This is a genomic window from Nostoc sp. LEGE 06077 (genome assembly GCF_015207705.1).
Lineage (GTDB): Bacteria > Cyanobacteriota > Cyanobacteriia > Cyanobacteriales > Nostocaceae > Nostoc_B.
This window is the reverse complement of sequence record NZ_JADEWI010000033.1, coordinates 40,547-60,697: the sequence shown is the minus strand read 5'-3', so window position 1 is coordinate 60,697 and position 20,151 is coordinate 40,547. Positions and strand designations below refer to the sequence as shown.

The following is a 20,151-nucleotide window of genomic DNA, read 5'->3' as shown; positions in this document are numbered from 1 at the left end:
TATGAAAAACGTATCTTTTTACGCAAAATTAAGCCAATCTCCGCACAATATCGGGGAACGCCCTGCACCATATATCAAAGCTATTGGTATGGATTCCACAGCCGCAATTTCTATCGTCCATTTAGGGGTACACTACCGGACTCAAGAAGCCTTGAGGGATATTAACTGTGTAATTAAATCGGGGAGACTGACAGGGATTTTTGGCCCGAATGGTGCTGGTAAAAGTACCCTGATGAAAGCAATGTTGGGCTTGGTTCCTGTTAGTAGTGGGATGGTAATGTACCAAAACCAACCCTTAATGCAGCAAAGGTCAAAAGTTGCGTATGTACCCCAACGCAGCCAAATTGATTGGACTTATCCCGCCACCGTTTGGGATGTCGTGATGATGGGACGGGTGAAGAAAACAGGCTGGTTGCGTAGCTTTTCGGGAGTTAGTCGCCAAATCGCCAACAGCGCCCTAGAAAGAGTGGGGATGCTTGATTTCCGCGATCGCCCTATCGGACAATTATCCGGGGGACAACAACAGCGAGTCTTTTTAGCCCGCGCCCTGACACAGCAAGCAGACATCTTTTGTTTTGATGAACCATTGGTAGGGATTGATCAAAAAACCCAAGCCGTAATTTTTGAAGTCTTCCAAGAACTTGCCGCCGAAAATAAAATTGTCTTAGTCGTCAACCACGACTTAGGCGAATCCATCACCCATTTTGATGACTTGATTTTACTCAACCGCGAATTAGTCGCCACAGGTTCTAGACAACAAGTCCTCACCGAACAAAACCTGAATCTGGCTTATGGCGGTAAAGTTATGTACTTCTCCGACGCAGCATAAAAACTCTTTATCTTCTCTGTGTCCTCTGCGCCTCTGTGGTTCGTTCATCTATGCTAGAAGCACTAATCGAGCCGTTACAATACGGCTTTATGCAGCGATCGCTCATAATTGCGATTTTAGTTGGTTTGTTGTGTGCAGTTGTCGGCAGTTATTTAATGGTGCAACGACTTGCACTCTTAGGCGATGCTATCAGTCATTCTGTGTTACCAGGACTCGCGATCGCCTTCATGATAGGCGCAAATATCTTTGTTGGTGCATTTATTGCCGGGGTTTTGAGTACGATGGCGATCGCTTGGATTAGGACGCGATCGCCAATTAAAGAAGATGCTGCAATGGGGATAGTTTTTTCCGCCTTCTTCGCCCTGGGGATTACCTTAATTACAGTTGTGCAAAAAGATAACAAAATCGACCTGAATCACTTTCTTTTTGGCAACATTCTCGGTGTTACCGTTGACGAAGTGCGAGATACAGCCATCATCGCCACGATTGTTTTAGTAGTAGTTATTTTAATCTACAAAGAACTTTTATTTTACACCTTTGACCCTTTAGGCGCTCAAGCAGCAGGTTTACCAGTCAATCGACTAAATTTTGGTTTGATGTTGTTGATTGCTTTAACAATTGTCGCCAGCATGAAAGCTGTCGGAGTAATTTTAGTTTTATCGCTGTTAATTACCCCTGGTGCGACCGCTTATTTATTAGTCAAACGCTTACATGAAGTGATGATTGTCGGCGCTGTTATTGGGGTATTTTCCAGTATTAGCGGAATGTATCTCAGCTACTTTTATAATTTGCCTTCCGGCCCCGCCATTGTTTTGGTAGTATCTGGATTATTTGTTTTGGCATTATTATTTAGTCCCAAGCATGGAGTTTTGATGCCAAGTGTGAATCAGAAGTAAGCTTTTTTAACGCAGAGGTACGCTAAGGTTAGCGCGGAGAAACGCAAAGTTTTTTCAGGTAAATGTAGACATAATCTCTCGGAGCTTGCGTTTGCGGCTAAGTTATGTCAGTATTTTGATCAAAATTACGGTAAACTGCCCGATTTATCGTAGTATTGATTATACTTATAGCCTGAACGTACTGTATGTTGCTCAAGTATTTATCAAACCAACTTATGAAGATTGTCAGCAGCTTTCTTCAGCATTATGAAATATGGAGAATTAACATATTTGCCTTATTCTTTGCTGGCGGCTTAACTTTGGCGCTGGTGATATCTGCCTGTTCTCCCAACAACACAAATAACTCTGTGGCAACCCAGACAGGAACCCAAAGCCCGACAAATCAAGGTGTTGTGGTGCGGATTGGCTATCAAAAAGCCGCAACTATTCTCAGTGCGATAAAAGCACAACAAGATTTAGAAAAAGCCTTTGCAGCTAGTGGCGCTTCGGTGACATGGGCAGAATTTCCTTCTGGCCCGCCAATGTTAGAAGCCATCAATGCTGGAAGTATTGATTTTGGTTACACTGGTGAATCTCCGCCAATTTTTGCTCAAGCTGGGGGAAATCCCTTGGTTTATGTTGCTTACGATCCTTGGAGTCCCAAAGCCGAAGCAATTCTTGTGCCGAAAAATTCATCTATTCAAAGCCTTGCAGACCTTAAAGGCAAACGAGTTGCTGTTGCTAAAGGTTCAAATACTAACTATTTATTAGTCAAAGCCTTAGAAAAGGGCGGAGTAGAATACAAAGATATCAAACCAGCTTTTCTGCAACCTCCTGATGCGCGTGCAGCGTTTGAAGGTAACAATGTTGATGCTTGGGCAATTTGGGATCCTTACTTAGCTGCGGCGCAAGCTGCTACAGGCGCACGGACTTTGACAGATGCAACCGGGTTAGCACCTAATCGTGGTTATTATCTAGCTGCTAAATCTTTTGTTGACAAGTATCCTGATGCTTTGAAGACAGTGCTGGAACAAGTGAAAAAAAGAAGTGACTGGGCAAAAAATAATCCTACAGAAGTGGCGAAATTTCTCTCACCAGCACTGGGTATTGATGCTGGAGTTTTAGAAGTTGCAGAAAAACGACGGGACTATGGCGTACTACCGCTAACAGACGATGTGATTCGCGCACAACAGGAAATTGCCGATACCTTCTACAAAATCAAACTGATCCCAAAATCTATCAATATTAGCGAAATTGTTTGGAAAGGAAATCAATAGAAGGCAGGAGGCAGTCTCAATGAAAAAGGTTTCTTCCCCTACACCCCACACCCTTTTTCAAGGCAGAAGAATATGAATAAAGTTGTGAAGTCAGATATAAAAGTACGAAGTTGTCTGCCATCAGATGCAGAGAGCGTCTTAAAGGTACACCGAGCGGCGATTCATGAAACTGCTTCATCGTGTTATCCAAAAGAAATTATTCAAGATTGGGGATCTCCAATTACGCCCTCTAAAATCGAAGCTTTTGCAGACAACACTGTTGTTGGGGAAGAAACCCGAATTGTGGCAGAAATTAATGGTCAAATTGTAGGCTTTGGTGCAATTGTTGTCAGTAATAGCGAACTACGTGCTGTGTACGTGTCTCCAAGTTTTGGTCGTTCTGGAGTAGGAACTGCAATACTTCAAGAGTTAGAGCGATTAGCACGTGAGCAAGAATTGTCGGAATTACATCTGAACGCTTCGCTCAACGCTGAACCGTTTTATCAAGTTAATGGTTATATGAATGAAGGTTTTGAAGAACATACCCTACGTTCCGGTCGAAAAATGCCATCTATTCGGATGAGAAAAAAATTGTAATTAGAGGATCTGAAAATTCAATTTGTAATTTACAAAGATCCATCTCTCTCATTCTCCTTATCTTCCCTATTCCCCACTCCCAAAAGCTTATGGACATCAACACCCAACAGATAAAAACAGATGTACTTGTCATCGGTGGCGGTACAGCCGGAACGATGGCTGGAATTAAAGCCAAACAAGCAAATCCTGATGCAGAGGTGCTGATTTTAGAAAAGGCTAACATACGACGCAGTGGCGCGATCGCAATGGGTATGGATGGCGTAAATACCGCAGTCATTCCTGGCCATTCCACTCCAGAACAATACGTCCGTGAAATCACTCTAGCTAACGATGGCATTCTCAACCAAAAAGCTGTATATCAAACAGGCAAATTAGGTTACGAAGTCATCCAAGAATTAGAAAGCTGGGGTGTGAAATTTCAAAAAGATGCCCAAGGCAACTATGACTTAAAACAAGTGCATCGTGTAGGGAAATATGTCTTACCCATGCCAGAAGGTAAAGACCTCAAAACAATTCTTACCCGCCAAGTCAAACGCCACAAAGTTAAAGTTACAAACCGCGTCATGGCAACTCGTGTGTTAGTCAAAGCCGGACGTGCGATCGGTGCGGTAGGATTTGATGTCAGAAACGGCGATTATATAGTTATTCAAGCCAAAGCCGTTATCCTTTGTACAGGTGCTTGCGGCAGATTAGGATTACCTGCTTCCGGCTACCTTTACGGCACTTACGAAAATCCTACCAATGCCGGAGATGGCTATTCAATGGCTTATCATGCGGGCGCAGAACTCAGCAATATTGAATGCTTTCAAGTTAATCCTTTAATTAAAGATTACAACGGCCCTGCCTGTGCTTATGTTGCCGGGCCATTTGGCGCACATACAGCCAACGCCGAAGGAAATCGCTTCATTAGTTGCGACTATTGGAGTGGTCAAATGATGTTGGAAATCTGGAAAGAATTAAACTCAGGGAAAGGGCCAGTCCAACTGAAAATGACCCATCTTGATGAAGATACAATTGCCGAAATTGAATCCATACTTTGGGCAAATGAACGACCAAGTAGAGAACGTTTTCACCAAGGTAGAAATGAAGATTACCGTACCCACGCCGTAGAAATGCACATTTCCGAAATCGGCTTATGTAGTGGTCATAGTGCTTCTGGTGTATGGGTAAACGAAAACGGGCAAACAACAGTTCCCGGTTTATATGCAGCCGGAGACATGGCCAGCGTTCCCCATAACTATATGATTGGCGCATTTGTTTTCGGTCGCATAGCCGGAACTCATGCGATTGAATATATCCAAGATTTAGATTTTATCGAACCAGATGCAGAGTTTGTAGAAGCAGAAAAAACGAGAATTTATGCCCCATTAACTCGACAAAATGGCATACCACATACCCAAGTAGAATATAAACTCAGACGCTTAGTTAATGATTATCTCCAACCACCAAAATCAGGTAATAAAATTGAGATTGGTTTAAAACATTTTGTTCAATATCAACAAACATTAGATTTAATGGGTGCGCGTGACCCCCATGAATTAATGCGTTCTTTGGAAGTACATTTTATTCGAGACTGTGCAGAAATGGCAGCCAGAGCATCATTGTATCGTCAAGAAACTCGTTGGGGTCTGTATCATTACCGTTTAGATTATCCAGAAAAAAATGATGATGAATGGTTCTGTCACGTCAATTTAAAAAAAGATGAGTCAGGACAAATGATATTGTTTAAGCGTCCTGTAGATCCTTACATTGTGGATGTAAATTTACATCATGAAGTTTATGATATAGCAGTTAAATAAAAATGAAATATTTATTTTGGGATTTCGATCACACACTAGGTTATCGTGACGGAATGTGGAGTGAAACTCTGCATTCAATATTGCAAAGTCATGGAATCCATAATATAGATGTAGAAGATATTAGACCATTCGTGAATATTGGCTTTACTTGGCACTCTCCTGAAACTCCTCATAGTTTATTGTTGAATGGTAAAACATGGTGGGAGTATATGAATGAATATTTTGCAGAAATCTATGAAAAAGTGGGAATAAATAGAACTCAGGCAATACAATACGCTTCCCAAGTCCAGAATGAATATAAAAATTTAGAAAAATGGCATTTATATGATGATGTGATTTCTACTTTACAAGATGCAATTAAAAATAATTATAAAAATATAATTCTCTCAAATCATATACCTGAACTCTGGGAAATCATAGATCAATTAAATATTACAGAATACTTTGAAGGAATATATACATCAGGAAAAATTGGACATGAAAAACCAAGCCTCAAATTTTATGATTATGTCATCAATGATTTAAATATTGAAAAGAAAGAATGTGTAATGATAGGTGACAGTTATCATGCTGATATTGCTGGAGCATTACGCGCAGATATTCAAGCGATTTTAGTCAGGAAGCCTAATGATAAAAATTATAAATTTTATAGTCAAGATTTAAGAGAAATACTAAAAATTATCAGAAAAATTTCTTCTAAAGCAGAAGACAAAAGGAAAAAGGTGTTTTCGTAATTTAAAAATTAAAAATGAGTTATCAAGCCATAATTTTTGATCTCGACAATACAGTATTAAATTTTGAACTATGTGAACGTCAAGCAATTATTGGAGCGTTGAAAGCGTGTTCAGTATCCTTAGATTTATATGGGATAAGTGAACCTAGTTTTTTACAAGTATTTGAAACATATAATTCTCAATATTGGAGAAAGAGAGATATTTTATCTCCTATCGAAATAACCGAAATGTCTTATAAAAATACACTTGCTCATTTAAATATTCAAACAGATAAAATTAGCCATCTTAGTCAAAGCTTTTGGCAGATTTTTAATCATTCAGCCGTAACAGAATCTGGTGTATATGAACTTTTAACAGTCTTGGAACGCAATTATCGGTTAGCAGTGATTACGAATGGTTTTGTGTCAGCACAACTACCAAGAATGCAGGCTGCGGGAATTGATCACTTTTTTGAGGAGGTGGTAGTTTCAGAAGCAATTGGTTTTGCCAAACCATCGCCTGAAATATTTAATTATGCGTTATCAAAATTAGATTTAATACCAGCACAAGTCCTTTATGTTGGAGATTCCCTAAGCCATGATTATGCAGGTACAAAACAAGTCAATATTGATTTTTGCTACTACAACAGAAAAAATCAAGCTTTACCAAAGGAAGTTAAACCAAAATTTATCGTAAATCAACTTTTAAATTTACTAGAACTAGTTCAGTAATTTTGAAACATTGAATATTTCAAAAAAATGCCTATTTATAATTCCATTGGTAAACAATATTCCCAAACTCGCGTTCCTGACATTCGCATCGTCAATGCAATAATTAATCTACTCAATTTACCAAAGGGTAGCGTTATCGCTGATATTGGTGCTGGTACTGGTGGTTATAGTGTAGCCTTGGCTAACCAAGGATTGTTTGTTTATGCTGTTGAACCTTCTATTGTGATGCGACAGCAAGCAGTTGTACATCAACAAGTTGAGTGGTTTACTGGCTATGCAGAAAATTTAGCTTTACCAGATAAATCTGTTGATGGTGTTATCAGTATTTTAGCGATACATCACTTTTCTCATCTCGAAAAATCTTTCCAAGAAATGCAAAGAATTATTAGAGATGGAACAATCGTTTTACTAACTTTTGATATTAGACTCGCGCAAAGAATTTGGCTTTATGATTATTTTCCCTTTTTGTGGGAAGATGCTTTACGATTTTTACCGTTAAACGAACAAATTAATTTACTTCAGCAGAATACTAAAAGGCGCGTTGAAGCCATACCTTTTTTGTTACCACATGACTTGTCTGATTTATTCGCCGCCGCAGCTTGGAGAAGACCAGAATTATATCTGAAAGCCGAAGTACGTGCGGGTATATCATCTTTCGCATTAGCTAATCAAGATTTAGTAGGAAAAGGATTAGAGTTACTTACAGCCGATTTAAATAGTGGAGAATGGATAAAAAAATATGGTGAAATTCATAATCTGGAAGAAATTGATATAGGCTATCGCTTTATTTATACAACACTCGATAAATCATGATGGGTAATAATTATGGTAAATAAAGTTGCTTTAGTTAAAGAAGTTACAATTAAACAAGCTAATATTAAAGATGCAGAAAGAATTACTACCCTTGGTGAACAATTAGGATATTCCCTCACAATTCAACAGGTAGAGCAACGTCTGAATAAAATTCAGAATGATGCAGAACATATTGTTTATGTTGCAACTTTAACAGATGAATATGTAATTGGTTGGGCGCACGCTCACATTTGTGATTTACTCATTATGCCAAAGCAAGCAATTCTTTTAGGCTTAGTGGTAGATAAAGATTATCGTCATCACGGAATTGGTCGTTATTTAATGCAGTATATCGAACAATGGGCTGTATTAAAAGAATGTGATGGAGTAATATTACGTTCTAATATTAAACGCAAAGAGGCACATTTATTTTATGAGAAAATTGGTTATACCAATATTAAACAATCATTAGCTTTTTATAAGCAATTAATTTAATATCTAAATTACAAAATTGGGGAATGATGTTATGGCTTTAATTAATCAAAGAGTAGATGTTCCTGTAATTGTTGATGAATCAAAATGTTTAGAAAAATGTACGGCTTGTATTGAGGTTTGTCCTTTAGATGTTTTGGCTAAGAATCCAGAGACAGGGAAAGCTTATATGAAATATGACGAGTGTTGGTTTTGTTTACCCTGTGAAAAGGAATGTCCTACTAACGCTATTACGGTGCAGATTCCTTTTTTGTTGCGGTAATTATGTAAGTTTATATCACTCAGAGGCGCGGAGAGTAGGAGTTGGAGGGAGGATTAAATATGTCTAGAAGTGCTAATTCTGAATTAAATCAATGGTTGGAAATGTTGCGATCGCCTGATGTTAATGACCGCTTAGTAGCTGTCAAAACGTTGCAACATCTCGGCGAAGAAGAGACAATTGATGCTTTAATTATCGCTCTTCAGGATGAAAATATTGCTGTCCAGAAAATAGCTATATCTGCTCTTTGGGAAATTGCTAACCCGATAGCGATTCCTGCTTTAATCGAATGTCTTAGTTCACAAGATGAAGATATTCGGATTGAAGCTGCATCAGCTTTAAATGAGTTAGTTAGTCAAGATGATTTATTACTTTTATTAGATAAACTACAAATTGATGATATCAATAAACAACTGAATATTTTAGTCCTGCTGCGTAAAATTCATGATATTCAATCTTTACCCTATATATTACCATTTTTACAATCAAAAAATCCGGAATTAAGAGAAGCTGCAATAACTACATTGCGCTATCTTAATCAACTAGAAAAATGCCCCGAAGCTTTAAATTTAATTTTTGATGAATCAGCCGTTGTGCGTCGTGCTGCTGCTTTAACTCTGGGACATTTGCAAGATACAGAAGTAATTACTAAACTCAGTCAAGCACTCACTAATGATAGTGACTGGCAAGTACGGCGTAATGCGGCTAAATCTCTAGCTATTCACGCAAATCATCAAGCAATTTTTGCCTTAGAAACTGCTTTAAGTGATGAACATTGGCAAGTCAGGAAAGCAACAGCACAAGCTTTACAAAAAATTTCCGATATACAAGTTATGCCGAAATTAATTCAAGCTTTAACAGATGAATATGCAGATGTTCGCAAAGAAACTGTAATTGCTCTTGGTAATTTAGGTCATACTGATGTTATTAACCCTCTGCAACAAGCTTTAGATGACCCTGATAGGGAAGTTGCTATTCAAGCACAACGAGCGATTAACAAGATGCAAACAGATAAAATAGTATCAAGGGAGTAGTCAATAATTAGGGGAAAACGCAATGGTAAATCCATTTCCTGGAATGAACCCGTATTTGGAACAGCCTGAACTTTGGCATCAAGTTCATAATCGTTTGATTGTCGCTATAGCTGATGATTTGACTCCTCAAATCGCGCCTAAATACAGAGTGTAAATTACCAACCATACTCGCTATAAAAGATTCCTTTTTTTATATTTTCAATTGCTTGTCTTACGTATTGAACTATATTTTTAGGAAGAGCTTCAACTTCAAACCAACCTAAATCATCGCATTTTTGAGGCTCCATATTTTCAGGTTCATATTTCTATGTATTTGCCAAGATAAAAGCATCAATTCATTCTTCCCCTGAATCCTTGCGATGAATAATATGAACTACTTCCAAATCTTGTATATTTAAATCTATTCCTACTTCTTCTTTTGCTTCTCTAACTACAGCCTGTACAAAAGTTTCATTTCCATCTACTAAACCTGCAACAACACTGTAGTTTCCATCTTCATATCCTGTATTAAAACGTCTAATGAGTAATATTTTTTCATCCTTAATCAAAATTAAATAAGAGTCAGGTATCAGCTTAAATGGATTATTTGTCATGAGATTTATATTGATCAATGATTAAAACTGAGAGAACCTTGGGTTTTGCAAATCCTCAAACAAACCTACAATTATTAGCTAGGAATTTAAGTTTAAATCTGGAGTTTGTCTATGATTAACGCCGTACTTTTTGACCTCGATGATACACTTGTAGATCATGATACAGCAATTAGAAATACAGCAAGTACATTGTTTAATAAAATTATTCCTAATAGTAACTATGAGTTAACAGCATTTCAAGAACAGTGGATATCTTTAACTCGAAAATGGTACAAAAAGTTTTTTGCTAAACAAGTCTCATTTCAGGAATCTGGTAGAGGGAGATTAAGAGAAGCATTCTCGAATTATGGATATGAATTTTCAGATATTGATGCGGATAATTTGTTATCAGAGTATTGGGCAGATTATATAAGTAAATGTCAATTATTCGATGATGTGGTTGAGTGTTTTAGACAATTGCAAAAATATAAGATTGGTGTACTTACAAATGGTCAAGAAGTGCAGCAGATTGAAGTAATTAAAAGCTGTAAAATTCACCCCATTCTAGATGTTGTTGTTACTTCTGAAGCAGCAGGATTCGCCAAACCTGAACCCCAGATTTTTCAGTATACTTGTGCAAAACTAGGTGTAGAACCAACGCAAACTGTTTATGTGGGGGATAACCTTGAATTAGATGCGATCGCCGCCAATAATGCTGGTTTAATAGGAATTTGGCTTAACCGTCGTTACAAAAATTCAGAGACACATTTTCCCATTATAAAACAAATCAATAATTTGAATGATTCACTCAAATTACTTGATAAATAAACTCTGAGAGAATTGGTGATAATGGTACAATCAGAATTTCCTTCTTATCAACAAGAAGTAGTTGAACTGCTCAAACAGGTTATCGAACCAACTTTAAAAAATGACATTGTAAGTTTGGGAATGGTGCGAAATCTCCGCATAGTTGATGACTATGTTTACTTGCGTTTATATATTGGTTCTCATCAGCAGCCATTACAGTCAGAGGTTGAAGCTAAATTATCAGCTTTATCTTGGTGTAAAAAGACTTATATTCAAATTTGTACAATTCCTGGAGTAAAAATAACTCTAGGAATTTCTAGTGGTAAAGGTGGTGTAGGTAAATCAACCACTGCTGTAAATATAGCCGCAGCTTTAAGTTTACAAGGTGCAAAAGTTGGCCTATTAGATGCAGATGTTTACGGGCCGAATGTGCCGCAAATGTTGGGTTTAGGACAAGCTGACGTTGAAGTGATTCATACTCCTACTGGTGATAAGTTTTTACCTTTAGAAGTGCAAGGAATAAAATTGATGTCGGTGGGTTTACTTGCGGAAGCAAATCGTCCTTTGGCGTGGCGAGGGCCTGTACTGCATAAAATTATTACCCAATTTATAAATGATGTGGAATGGGGCGAATTAGATTATTTATTGATAGATTTACCACCAGGTACAGGGGATGCTCAAATTACGATTATTCAAGAAAGCCCAATTTGTGGCGTGATTTTGGTGACGACTCCCCAACAAGTTGCGATCGCAGATGTTCGACGTAATATATATATGTTCCGCCAAGTCGGTGTTCCGGTGCTGGGAATTGTGGAAAATATGAGTTATTTAAGCTGTGGCGATTGTGGTTCACGCACCTATATTTTTGGTAGTGGTGGTGGTGAACAACTCGCAGCCGAATTACAAACGCCTCTACTCGGAAAAATCCCCATTGATCCGCGTATTTGTAGCGGTGGTGATAGCGGAAATCCCATCGCCATCAGTGAATCAGCTTCGCCAGCTAGTGAAGTTTTTAGGAATATTGCGATCGCCATAGGCTTAAGCTTCGCTTATCGCACTTCACACAACTTTCAATTCAATGGATAATTCATAATTTCACACTTCAGCCTTTTTGGACTATCGCAATCCTCAATGATTTACAAATATCTATCCTATTTTCTTGATCAAATAGGGCTGCTATAACTTAAAACAAAGTCAATCTATAAGCACCGCGTTGGGTTGAACTACTAGAGGTCACAACTATATAATAAGTACCATCTTCAGGTAATCTTGCTCGGTCAATGAGAGCGCTATATTTACCATCGCGATCGCTATTAGCTGCAATCCTCTGTCCTTGAGCATTAAGCAAAACTATATAAGGCGAAAACGCTTCATTCACGCTATCTACACGAATACTCACGAGTTGATTTTTTGTGCCTTGAAATTGCGTCACATTGTAGGGTGTACCATTTTGTTTGAGGACTAAGTTTTGCTGACTCAGTTCTCCTGATTCATCTAAAATATAGCTGGCTCGATCATCGCGGATCGCCAGACTATAACGGCCTGTATCTCCAGGATTTTGGCTAGTCACAGCAATGGTATATGTACCCGCGACAGGTAATCGCGCAAAGATAAAAGCATCTCTATCTGTTTCGCCACCGCCTCTTTTGAGGATAACGTTATTATTGGGGTCGAGTAGCAACATATAAGGACGTAAATTTAAGTTGTTAGAACGTCTTTGATCTGCACTACCTACTAGCCGAATTTGAATCAGTTGGTTTTCCCTCCCTTCAAATTGGTAAAAATGATATGGTCTCCCTTGAGATTGAAAATCTCTTTTATTCAAAATACCAAAGGCAATATCAACAAAGTTTATTTTTTTATAAGCAGGTGTTCCAGAGGAAGCAGCAGCTACACCCCTAGAATTTGGGTTTCTGCTTCTACCTGAATTAGTGTTTGGTGTTTGTCTTCGCCCTGGAGTTGGCGATACAGAACGGTTTTGTGATGGTTGTGGTATTGGGTTGGTTTCTCCCGGAGTAGACCTCACAGGTGCGGGTTGTGGTGTTGAGTTAGTTTCTCTTGGAGTAGATCTTACAGGTGCGGGTTGCGGTGTGGGGTTAGTTTCTCTCGGTGTGGGATTAACTGGTGATGGTTGCGGTGTGGGATTACTTTCTCTCGCTGGAGATGGTTCGGAAATAGAATTAGCTGGTGCTGGTTGGGGATTTGAGTTAGTGTTTTCAGGTGGGACACGCTGTGGTAGAGGCGAATCAATCGATTGAGTGCGTTGTGGAGTTATAGGTGGTTCCACAGCCGGAATTTGCTCAATCCCTTGTTGTACTGCTTCTGGCTGGCGTTCATCGGGGGTTTTCGCTAGTTGGAATTGTCTAGAGAGTGTGGGGATTTCTAAAGCACTGATTGGTAGGTTATGGCTGGCGATCGCTAAACTACTGCTAATAGAAACAAGTAAAGTTAAATTCATCCTCAAGCGAGATTTTTGATTGCGTTTTCCTACCATAATTCACTCCTCTTGATGATTAGTCGTTATTTTTTCTACCTGTAGATAGATACTTTTATTTAATGAATAATGATTAAAAAATAACTTAATTTTTTGTTTGATTAATTACTCAGTAATATTTTGATGATATATATAGAAGATACAATTTAGACATTACAAATTATCAACAGTAATTATCATACTATCAATCAGCCAGAAAAATAGACTATGATAAATTTATCATTACTGATATAAGTGTATATTAATAATTTAATTTACAGGAAAACTTCTAGCAACTTGATAGCAAAATTATACGTCATCAACTAACATATATACAAACAGAGAATGGATTCCCAGTATGGTCTGCTGCTTGAATCCCGATTGCCCTGAGCCTTTAAATGCCGATGGTAACCAGTATTGCCAAAGTTGCAATACACCATTAGTAAGATTATTGAGAGGGCATTATCGTGTCATTAAAGTAATATCAGATGAAGGTGGATTTGGCAGAACCTATCTTGCGGAAGATGCAGATAAACTCAATGAATGGTGTGTAGTTAAACAATTCGCCCCAAAAGTTCAAGAAACTGCTGCTATCAAGAAAGCAATTGCATTATTTCAAGACGAAGCACAACGATTGCAACAATTGGGAGAACATCCCCAAATACCTGCATTATTAGCTTATTTTGAGCAAGACAATTATCTATTCTTAGTCCAACAATTTATCGATGGACAAAATTTGCTCCAAGAATTACGTCAAGGAGTAACTTACAACGAAACTCAAGTTATGAGAGTTTTACTAGATTTACTTCCTGTACTGAAATTTATCCACGATCGCGGCGTAATTCATCGAGATATTAAACCACAAAATATTATTCGTCGTCAGAGTGATGGCAAATTAGTCTTAATTGATTTTGGCGCATCTAAGCAATTAACAGCCACAGTTCATACTAAATTAGGCACAACCATCGGCTCACATGGTTATACTCCTATTGAACAAATGCAGGATGGTAAAGCTTATCCAGCCAGTGATTTATATAGTTTGGGTGTAACTTGCTTTTATTTGCTGACGGGAAATGCACCATCCAAATTATGGATGCAACAAGGCTATAGTTGGGTAAAATCTTGGCGGCGATATCTACCAAACACACATACAGGTAGGATAACCATCGGGTCAAAGTTAGGTCAAGTTCTAGATAAACTGCTAACTACAGATATCCGCCAACGTTATCAAGGAGCGGATCAAGTCATCAAAGACTTGAAAAAACACTCCTTAGTATCTCCATCATCAACAAGCTTATTAACAGCAGCGCCAACTTTACTAACATTTCCTGCAACCCAGCAGAGGCTATTTGCACTCAAACTCAATGATAAGTTTCAAAAGTTGTTGCTCGCTAATGTTGTCATTATACTATTGGGATTAGGCGGAATTTGGTATTTTCAGTCTTTACCCAAGCTAAATACTATCGAAGTCTCAGAAAGCGCAGACCAACCCAAAACCTTCAGGGGACATGCTAGTGATGTTAATTCTGTCGCTTTTGCACCCAATGGACAAATTTTAGCTAGTGGTAGCGATGACAAGACAATTAAACTGTGGAATATCGCCACGGGAACAGAACTTCAAACCCTCAAAGGACACTTGAAATGGATTTGGGCGATCGCCTTCCATCGTGATGGTAAAATTCTCGCTAGTAGTAGTGCAGATAAGACAATTAAACTCTGGAATCTGGCTACAGCCGAAGAAATTCGCACTCTCACAGGACATACGGAGGGAGTTGCGACTGTGGCTTTCAGTCCCGATGGTAAAACTCTTGCTAGTGGTAGCTTAGATCAGACTATCAAACTCTGGAACTTGGACACAGGTAAATTAATTCGCACACTCACAGGACATAACCAAGCAGTTGCGACAGTAGCTTTTAGTCCCGATGGCAAAACTCTTGCTAGTGGTAGTTGGGATAAAACTATTAAACTCTGGAATGTGGCAACTGGTAAACAAATTCGCACTCTTGAAGGCCATACAGAATTAATTCTTTCTCTAGCCTTCAGTCCCGATGGTAAAACTCTCGCCAGTGGTAGTAAAGATAAAACAATTAAACTCTGGAATTTAACAACAGGCGAGACAATTCGCACTCTGAGACGACATTCTGATAAAGTTAATTCCGTCGCTTATAGGAAAACTGCCAACGGAGTGATTCTGGCGAGTGGTAGTAGTGATAATACAATCAAATTGTGGAATCCCGCGACTGGCCAAGAAATTCGCACCTTAAAACGCGATTCTGGTTATATTTATTCTGTCGCCATTAGTGCAGATGGTAAAGCGATCGCCAGTGGTGGTAGTGCTGAAAATATTATTAAAACTTGGACTATATCGCAGTAGAAAGGTTTGATTACTAGCTTGGATGAATCGCCTCATTCAATTGGCTTGGGCAAGGATAATTTTTTATTTTACCAAAGCGTAGGCTTTGCCTGTCGTAGACATCGCACAATTCAATTTTGGTGTATTGATGAATTCTAATGTGGAGACAAAAACCTACTTAACTTTTCTTATAATATTTCCAATAAAACATTTATGATTAAAGCTAACGCAGTAACATAGAGGTACAAAGAATTTTTATGTCTGTTGATAATAAATAATTAGGCAGAAGTTATCTAAAATTTGACTGCTTTAATTATTAATTGCACTGCGGACTAAGATGACTGTACTATCTACACCAGAGGCGATCGCTTCGGGAATATTACCTTGAATTGCTTGTTGCAATAATCCTTCGCGGGTAGCGCCTAAAACGACAACATCAAAGCCTTCTTTTTTCACTAAGTTAATCACACCTTCAGAAACGGAGTCAGCTTGCACTGGTGTAGCCACAAAGACAGTACTAGATAATTGACGGTGGCGCATCAGTTGATGGATAGCTTGGTCTAAAACCTGCATATTCGGTTTCAACTCAGAAGTTTTGAATACTTGCGTTAAGTGAACTTCGGGGTCATTTCCCAAGGTCAATAATGCAGGTAACAATTTCATGGCGAATTTAGCATTAGGGCCGCCAGCTGTTGGAATTAACCAGCGGTTGAATTGGGGAGTCAGGGTAATTTCTGACAATTGATTCTTGACAATTGTCTCTTGATGATTAGTCAGTTTGACTAGGATAACTTCACAGGTGGCTTGACGAATGATGGTATCGACAATGTTGCCAAAAATCCTCCCTGGAGTGGAAGTATTACCTTTCCAACCCATTAAAACCATGTCGATGTTGCGTTCATTGATTGTTTCTAAGATTGCTTGGGCGGGATCATGGGCGACACGAATTTGTGTATGTAGGGGAATGCGCCACTTTTTGGCTAAGACTTCCGCGTGTCGCAATAAGCGCCGACTTTTGGCAGTTCTCACAGGGGTTTCACATGGGGAACTGTGGCGTGATACTAACATGATCTGAACACACTCTATTTCATAGTGGCGATCGCGGGCAATAGCTGCGGCCATTTGTAATAAAGTAGTGGTAGTGTCTGGATTCGCTATTGGTACTAATAATCTACCTCTGCCAATACTCGGCGATCGCGTTTGGTAAACTATGTAAGAGGGTTCTGCTTGGGGTGTTGGGGTAACATTTCCCCCGTTGAGATGATCGGCTTCGGCGCGAATAATGTCTGCACGGGTAATAATCCCAATTAATTTTCGCCTATCTACTACTGGTAAACGACTGATTTGATAGCGGTCAAGTAAATACAGTACATTACTTAGGTTATGTATAGGTGTTACCGTTATCGGGGCAGGGTTCATAATTTCTTTTAACAGAGTCTCATTTGGCAAGTTGCGATTAGGTGTTTTTGTCAAATCTGATTGAGTGACAATCCCAACTAACTTGCTATTTTGGACAACAGGGAACCCCCGATGATGAGAACTAGAAAATGCCTGTTTTGTTTCTTCTAAAGTCATGTCTGCATCCAGGGTTTCTACCTGGTGTTGCATCACATCTTTAGCGGTTAATGTTGTTAAGATAGCTTCGGCTGAGGCGACTTTTGAAATGCTAATACCTTTCAATTGCAAAAGTGTATCATAAAGCGAACCTGGCATCACCTTATCTGCAACTAGGTAAGCGACTACAGCCACAATCATTAAGGGTAAAACCAAATTGAAGTCGGTTGTCATTTCAAAGACAATCACAATTGCCGTGATGGGGACTTTAGAGACGGCGCTAAAAAATCCTCCCATTCCCGCTAAAGCATAGGTAGGTAGAGAACCTATACCTAATAAATGAGATTCCCAAACACCCACGACGTGTCCTAAACAAGAACCTAAGATCAGACTAGGTGCAAATAATCCACCCGGCGCACCAGATCCAAAGGCAATTAAGGTGAGAATAAATTGAGCAATAAACGCGATCGCCGCGACAGAGGCGTGAGAATCACCTGTAATTATATACTCCCTCAAGCCAGTATTATTACGGAAATATTCAGGGAGAATTGCTACTACTATCCCAGAAATCAATCCGGCTAAAGCCACTTTTAATGGCAAGCTAATATGTAACCTTTGATAAAATTTGATGCTAAAAACTATCCCGCGATTAAATAACGCACCGAGTAAACCTGCTAAGACTCCTAATAATAAAAAAAATGGCAATTCTGGCAGAGAAAATTGACTCGAAAAGTGAATCAATTGCAAATTTAATTGCAAACTGCGACCACCCAACAACCGCGATACTACACCGCCAATAAATGAAGCAATGATGGCGGTTCCTAAAGTTATGCCAGATAAATCTTGCAGTAATTCTTCAATAATAAATATGACACCAGCTAGGGGCGCATTAAAGGCAGCGGCTAAACCTGCACCTGCACCTGCGGCTATCATCTGTCGCCGATGATCTGGGGAAGTGGGAACCAAGCGACTCATCCCCGCGGCTAAACTTGCGCCGACTTGCACAGTGGGGCCTTGTCTGCCTAAAGTTATACCCGAACCAATGACAATCATGGCACTGAGTAACTTAACAGCTGCTACCCGCCAAGATAATTGCGTTGGGACATTGGCTAGAGTAGCTTTGACTTGGGGAATCCCACTACCAGCTGCTTCTGGTGCAAACCTTTGTACCAACCAACCCGCCAAATAGCCAAACACTAAACCAACTATTGGTAAAGCTAACCATGCCGGGAAAACGTGGGAAGTGTGTACGCGCCATGCTCCCAACCATCCCGATCCAACTTTTAACAATACCGCAGATAAAGCCGCTACAATCCCAATAATAGAAGCTTCAGCGATCGCTAAACCCTTTCGAGGCTGCCACCAACGAAGCAAACGCTGACTCAGCACAGGAAGCGACATACACAATTTATTGATAATTTCTGTTCATAGTTATAGCGTAAAAGGGAACAGGGGATTTTCTATCTACTGATGATCGGCTAACAATAAAATGCGCCCAAAAAATTCAACTCTATCTAGTTGGATAGAATTGGTGGTGCTATTGGCAAAATTCATTATTTTGGCTGTTTAATGATTTCTGCTATTGGTAGATAATCCTTCGACAATTAAAGAGGGAGTATAACAAGAACCATTCCAATCAGCATCATTACCTAATTCTACGACTTGTTTTAAGGCTGTGTAAACATTACCAGCAACCATTGTGTCTTTCACACGGCCAATTACTTGACCATTTTTCACACGGTAGCCTAAATCAATGTTGATAGAAAAGTCACCCGAAATACCCCCGCTACCACCTAACATTTGATCTACAATTAGACCGTTATCTAATTGGCGAATTAAATCCCGCAGTGGTACGGAACCAGGCTGAATCAAGAAGTTAAATAACCCAGGAGTCGGATAACTACCTAAACCGGGACGAAAACCATTACCAGTGGAACCGACACCAAGTTGACGGCCTGTGGTGCGATCGCCATAAAAATGCTGTAATATGCCATCTTTGACAAAAACTAAAGCCGTTGTCGGCGTTCCTTCATCATCAAAAGGGCAACTGTAAGGGCCAGCCTCCGGGTCTTGATACAATGTCAAACAGGGAGCAACGACTTGTTTATTCATCCGTTCCCCCCAAGGAGAAGCGGCTTCTAATACTCTTTTACCATTTAAGGCTGCTTGGGCTGTTCCCCACAGCATATCAGCTGCCTTAGAACTAAATAAAATTGGCACGCGACCGTTAGGCGGGGAAACATTTGCTTTTGCCCAAGCTAACCTTTGTAAAATTTGATAAGCTAACTTTTCTGGGTCGAGGATATTCCGTTGCGTTTGACCATCAGAAACACTCAAAAAATCATCACCCCTCACCCATTCAGCTGACATATAACAGCTGAGGGTAGTATCAGTGTAGTAACAATCTAGACCTTGACTATTTACAAGTCTAGTAGTTTCCACATCACATTCCCAATCACTAGTGCATAGCACATCTGGGTAAGTATCGCGGATAATCGCGATCGCTTCTTTGCCCCAGTTGACTAAAACTTCTATCGGTACATTTTTCCCCAAGTCTGGGTAAGCTGGCTTGGAATTACTCACCAACTCGATTGTTTCGGGCGGATTTAGTTCACTCAACGCAAAAGCCCGTTCCACCATCGCTTGGGGTGAAACATCACCGTAAGCTACAGTTAGTCCTGGACGACCATTGCGCCATAACCGCAGCGTTGTACCTTCAGATTGACTGGTTTCTAGCTGTTTGAGTCGGTTAGCCTCAAAAAAGACCGGGCGAGAAAGCGATCGCGACTGATACACTTCAGCGGCTTCGGCTCCCGATTGGATGGCTAGTTCCAGCAGTTGTTCTGCTAGTGTATCGTGTGAGAAATTTTCAGAACCCATGACCCTTGGTGAATTGTGGATTTCGGATTTTGAACTGCAAGTAAACGCAGATAATTATCCCAAATCATTGGTGCCTATCTGCACAAATCAGCAATTTGCTTTTGATAACGGAGATAGACGCAGATAATTATCCCA

General features: G+C 39.5%; 19 protein-coding genes and 1 pseudogene. 15 read left to right on the top strand and 5 right to left on the bottom strand.

All coding sequences use genetic code 11. The features are described 5' to 3' along the window. The first annotated feature begins 1 nt into the window (after position 1). The 12 genes and pseudogenes from IQ244_RS19820 to IQ244_RS19765 all read left to right on the top strand — a co-directional run. Positions 2–829, top strand: a complete 828-nt coding sequence (locus IQ244_RS19820) for a metal ABC transporter ATP-binding protein (protein WP_193897245.1) — start codon at positions 2–4, stop codon at positions 827–829. A gap of 50 nt (positions 830–879) precedes the next feature. Beyond that, entirely contained in the window at positions 880–1,725 is an 846-nt protein-coding gene (locus tag IQ244_RS19815) for a metal ABC transporter permease (RefSeq protein WP_193897243.1), read from the top strand. Positions 1,726–1,940: 215 nt separating this feature from the next. After that, complete coding sequence (locus tag IQ244_RS19810) at positions 1,941–2,981, top strand: sulfonate ABC transporter substrate-binding protein (RefSeq protein ID WP_228059030.1); 1,041 nt, start codon at positions 1,941–1,943, stop codon at positions 2,979–2,981. 72 nt (positions 2,982–3,053) lie between these two features. Then, entirely contained in the window at positions 3,054–3,557 is a 504-nt protein-coding gene (locus tag IQ244_RS19805) for a GNAT family N-acetyltransferase (protein ID WP_193897239.1), read from the top strand. An 89-nt stretch (positions 3,558–3,646) separates the two neighbouring features. Next, positions 3,647–5,356: a fumarate reductase/succinate dehydrogenase flavoprotein subunit gene (locus tag IQ244_RS19800; protein ID WP_193897237.1), complete on the top strand. Its 1,710-nt coding sequence runs from the start codon at positions 3,647–3,649 to the stop codon at positions 5,354–5,356. A 2-nt stretch (positions 5,357–5,358) separates the two neighbouring features. Next, positions 5,359–6,090, top strand: coding sequence for an HAD family hydrolase (locus IQ244_RS19795; RefSeq protein WP_193897235.1), 732 nt, complete (start codon positions 5,359–5,361; stop codon positions 6,088–6,090). A gap of 14 nt (positions 6,091–6,104) precedes the next feature. Next, positions 6,105–6,800 (top strand): HAD family hydrolase, encoded by a 696-nt coding sequence (locus IQ244_RS19790; protein WP_193897233.1) that lies wholly within the window; start codon positions 6,105–6,107, stop codon positions 6,798–6,800. A gap of 27 nt (positions 6,801–6,827) precedes the next feature. Continuing rightward, on the top strand, positions 6,828–7,613 hold the full coding sequence (locus IQ244_RS19785; RefSeq protein ID WP_193897231.1) for a class I SAM-dependent methyltransferase: 786 nt from the start codon (positions 6,828–6,830) through the stop codon (positions 7,611–7,613). Positions 7,614–7,625: 12 nt separating this feature from the next. Further along, complete coding sequence (locus tag IQ244_RS19780; RefSeq protein WP_193897229.1) at positions 7,626–8,087, top strand: GNAT family N-acetyltransferase; 462 nt, start codon at positions 7,626–7,628, stop codon at positions 8,085–8,087. A 31-nt stretch (positions 8,088–8,118) separates the two neighbouring features. Next, positions 8,119–8,346: a 4Fe-4S dicluster domain-containing protein gene (locus IQ244_RS19775; protein WP_053455107.1), complete on the top strand. Its 228-nt coding sequence runs from the start codon at positions 8,119–8,121 to the stop codon at positions 8,344–8,346. A gap of 59 nt (positions 8,347–8,405) precedes the next feature. Beyond that, a complete protein-coding gene (locus IQ244_RS19770) occupies positions 8,406–9,377 on the top strand; it encodes a HEAT repeat domain-containing protein (protein ID WP_193897227.1) in 972 nt (323 codons plus the stop codon). Positions 9,378–9,399: 22 nt separating this feature from the next. Further along, positions 9,400–9,528 (top strand): annotated as a pseudogene (locus IQ244_RS19765) (DUF4058 family protein); the annotation flags it as partial. Positions 9,529–9,532: 4 nt separating this feature from the next. On the opposite strand, the gene IQ244_RS33015 reads toward IQ244_RS19765, so the two are convergent. Then, positions 9,533–9,664 carry a hypothetical protein gene (locus tag IQ244_RS33015; protein WP_265578939.1) on the bottom strand — a complete coding sequence of 44 codons (132 nt, stop codon included), beginning with the start codon at positions 9,662–9,664 and terminating at the stop codon, positions 9,533–9,535. A 48-nt stretch (positions 9,665–9,712) separates the two neighbouring features. Next, positions 9,713–9,970, bottom strand: coding sequence for an NUDIX domain-containing protein (locus tag IQ244_RS32570; protein WP_228059029.1), 258 nt, complete (start codon positions 9,968–9,970; stop codon positions 9,713–9,715). Between the two features lie 111 nt (positions 9,971–10,081). Between IQ244_RS32570 and IQ244_RS19755 the strand changes: the two genes are divergently transcribed. Further along, entirely contained in the window at positions 10,082–10,777 is a 696-nt protein-coding gene (locus tag IQ244_RS19755) for an HAD family hydrolase (RefSeq protein ID WP_193897225.1), read from the top strand. 21 nt (positions 10,778–10,798) lie between these two features. Further along, positions 10,799–11,842, top strand: coding sequence for an Mrp/NBP35 family ATP-binding protein (locus IQ244_RS19750; protein WP_193897223.1), 1,044 nt, complete (start codon positions 10,799–10,801; stop codon positions 11,840–11,842). A 97-nt stretch (positions 11,843–11,939) separates the two neighbouring features. On the opposite strand, the gene IQ244_RS19745 is transcribed toward IQ244_RS19750, so the two are convergent. After that, the gene (locus tag IQ244_RS19745; RefSeq protein WP_193897221.1) at positions 11,940–13,250 is read right to left on the bottom strand and encodes a PPC domain-containing protein; all 1,311 of its coding nucleotides are present in this window, start codon (positions 13,248–13,250) and stop codon (positions 11,940–11,942) included. 337 nt (positions 13,251–13,587) lie between these two features. Here IQ244_RS19745 and IQ244_RS19740 point away from each other — a divergent pair, with 337 nt between their 5' ends. Further along, a complete protein-coding gene (locus IQ244_RS19740; protein WP_193897219.1) occupies positions 13,588–15,603 on the top strand; it encodes a serine/threonine-protein kinase in 2,016 nt (671 codons plus the stop codon). A 288-nt stretch (positions 15,604–15,891) separates the two neighbouring features. Here the strand turns inward: IQ244_RS19740 and IQ244_RS19735 are convergent, their stop codons facing one another. Next, positions 15,892–18,537 (bottom strand): chloride channel protein, encoded by a 2,646-nt coding sequence (locus IQ244_RS19735; RefSeq protein ID WP_193897217.1) that lies wholly within the window; start codon positions 18,535–18,537, stop codon positions 15,892–15,894. Positions 18,538–18,702: 165 nt separating this feature from the next. Then, positions 18,703–20,016, bottom strand: a complete 1,314-nt coding sequence (locus tag IQ244_RS19730) for a TldD/PmbA family protein (protein WP_193897215.1) — start codon at positions 20,014–20,016, stop codon at positions 18,703–18,705. Positions 20,017–20,151 lie beyond the last annotated feature (135 nt).

Bases quoted from the DNA above. Each gene is read 5' to 3' on its own strand.
- IQ244_RS19820 (WP_193897245.1), top strand. From the start codon at position 2: ATGAAAAACGTATCTTTTTACGCAAAATTAAGCCAATCTCCGCACAAT.
- IQ244_RS19815 (WP_193897243.1), top strand. From the start codon at position 880: ATGCTAGAAGCACTAATCGAGCCGTTACAATACGGCTTTATGCAGCGA.
- IQ244_RS19810 (WP_228059030.1), top strand. From the start codon at position 1,941: ATGAAGATTGTCAGCAGCTTTCTTCAGCATTATGAAATATGGAGAATT.
- IQ244_RS19805 (WP_193897239.1), top strand. From the start codon at position 3,054: ATGAATAAAGTTGTGAAGTCAGATATAAAAGTACGAAGTTGTCTGCCA.
- IQ244_RS19800 (WP_193897237.1), top strand. From the start codon at position 3,647: ATGGACATCAACACCCAACAGATAAAAACAGATGTACTTGTCATCGGT.
- IQ244_RS19795 (WP_193897235.1), top strand. From the start codon at position 5,359: ATGAAATATTTATTTTGGGATTTCGATCACACACTAGGTTATCGTGAC.
- IQ244_RS19790 (WP_193897233.1), top strand. From the start codon at position 6,105: ATGAGTTATCAAGCCATAATTTTTGATCTCGACAATACAGTATTAAAT.
- IQ244_RS19785 (WP_193897231.1), top strand. From the start codon at position 6,828: ATGCCTATTTATAATTCCATTGGTAAACAATATTCCCAAACTCGCGTT.
- IQ244_RS19780 (WP_193897229.1), top strand. From the start codon at position 7,626: ATGGTAAATAAAGTTGCTTTAGTTAAAGAAGTTACAATTAAACAAGCT.
- IQ244_RS19775 (WP_053455107.1), top strand. From the start codon at position 8,119: ATGGCTTTAATTAATCAAAGAGTAGATGTTCCTGTAATTGTTGATGAA.
- IQ244_RS19770 (WP_193897227.1), top strand. From the start codon at position 8,406: ATGTCTAGAAGTGCTAATTCTGAATTAAATCAATGGTTGGAAATGTTG.
- IQ244_RS33015 (WP_265578939.1), bottom strand. From the start codon at position 9,664: ATGGAGCCTCAAAAATGCGATGATTTAGGTTGGTTTGAAGTTGAAGCT.
- IQ244_RS32570 (WP_228059029.1), bottom strand. From the start codon at position 9,970: ATGACAAATAATCCATTTAAGCTGATACCTGACTCTTATTTAATTTTG.
- IQ244_RS19755 (WP_193897225.1), top strand. From the start codon at position 10,082: ATGATTAACGCCGTACTTTTTGACCTCGATGATACACTTGTAGATCAT.
- IQ244_RS19750 (WP_193897223.1), top strand. From the start codon at position 10,799: ATGGTACAATCAGAATTTCCTTCTTATCAACAAGAAGTAGTTGAACTG.
- IQ244_RS19745 (WP_193897221.1), bottom strand. From the start codon at position 13,250: ATGGTAGGAAAACGCAATCAAAAATCTCGCTTGAGGATGAATTTAACT.
- IQ244_RS19740 (WP_193897219.1), top strand. From the start codon at position 13,588: ATGGTCTGCTGCTTGAATCCCGATTGCCCTGAGCCTTTAAATGCCGAT.
- IQ244_RS19735 (WP_193897217.1), bottom strand. From the start codon at position 18,537: ATGTCGCTTCCTGTGCTGAGTCAGCGTTTGCTTCGTTGGTGGCAGCCT.
- IQ244_RS19730 (WP_193897215.1), bottom strand. From the start codon at position 20,016: ATGGGTTCTGAAAATTTCTCACACGATACACTAGCAGAACAACTGCTG.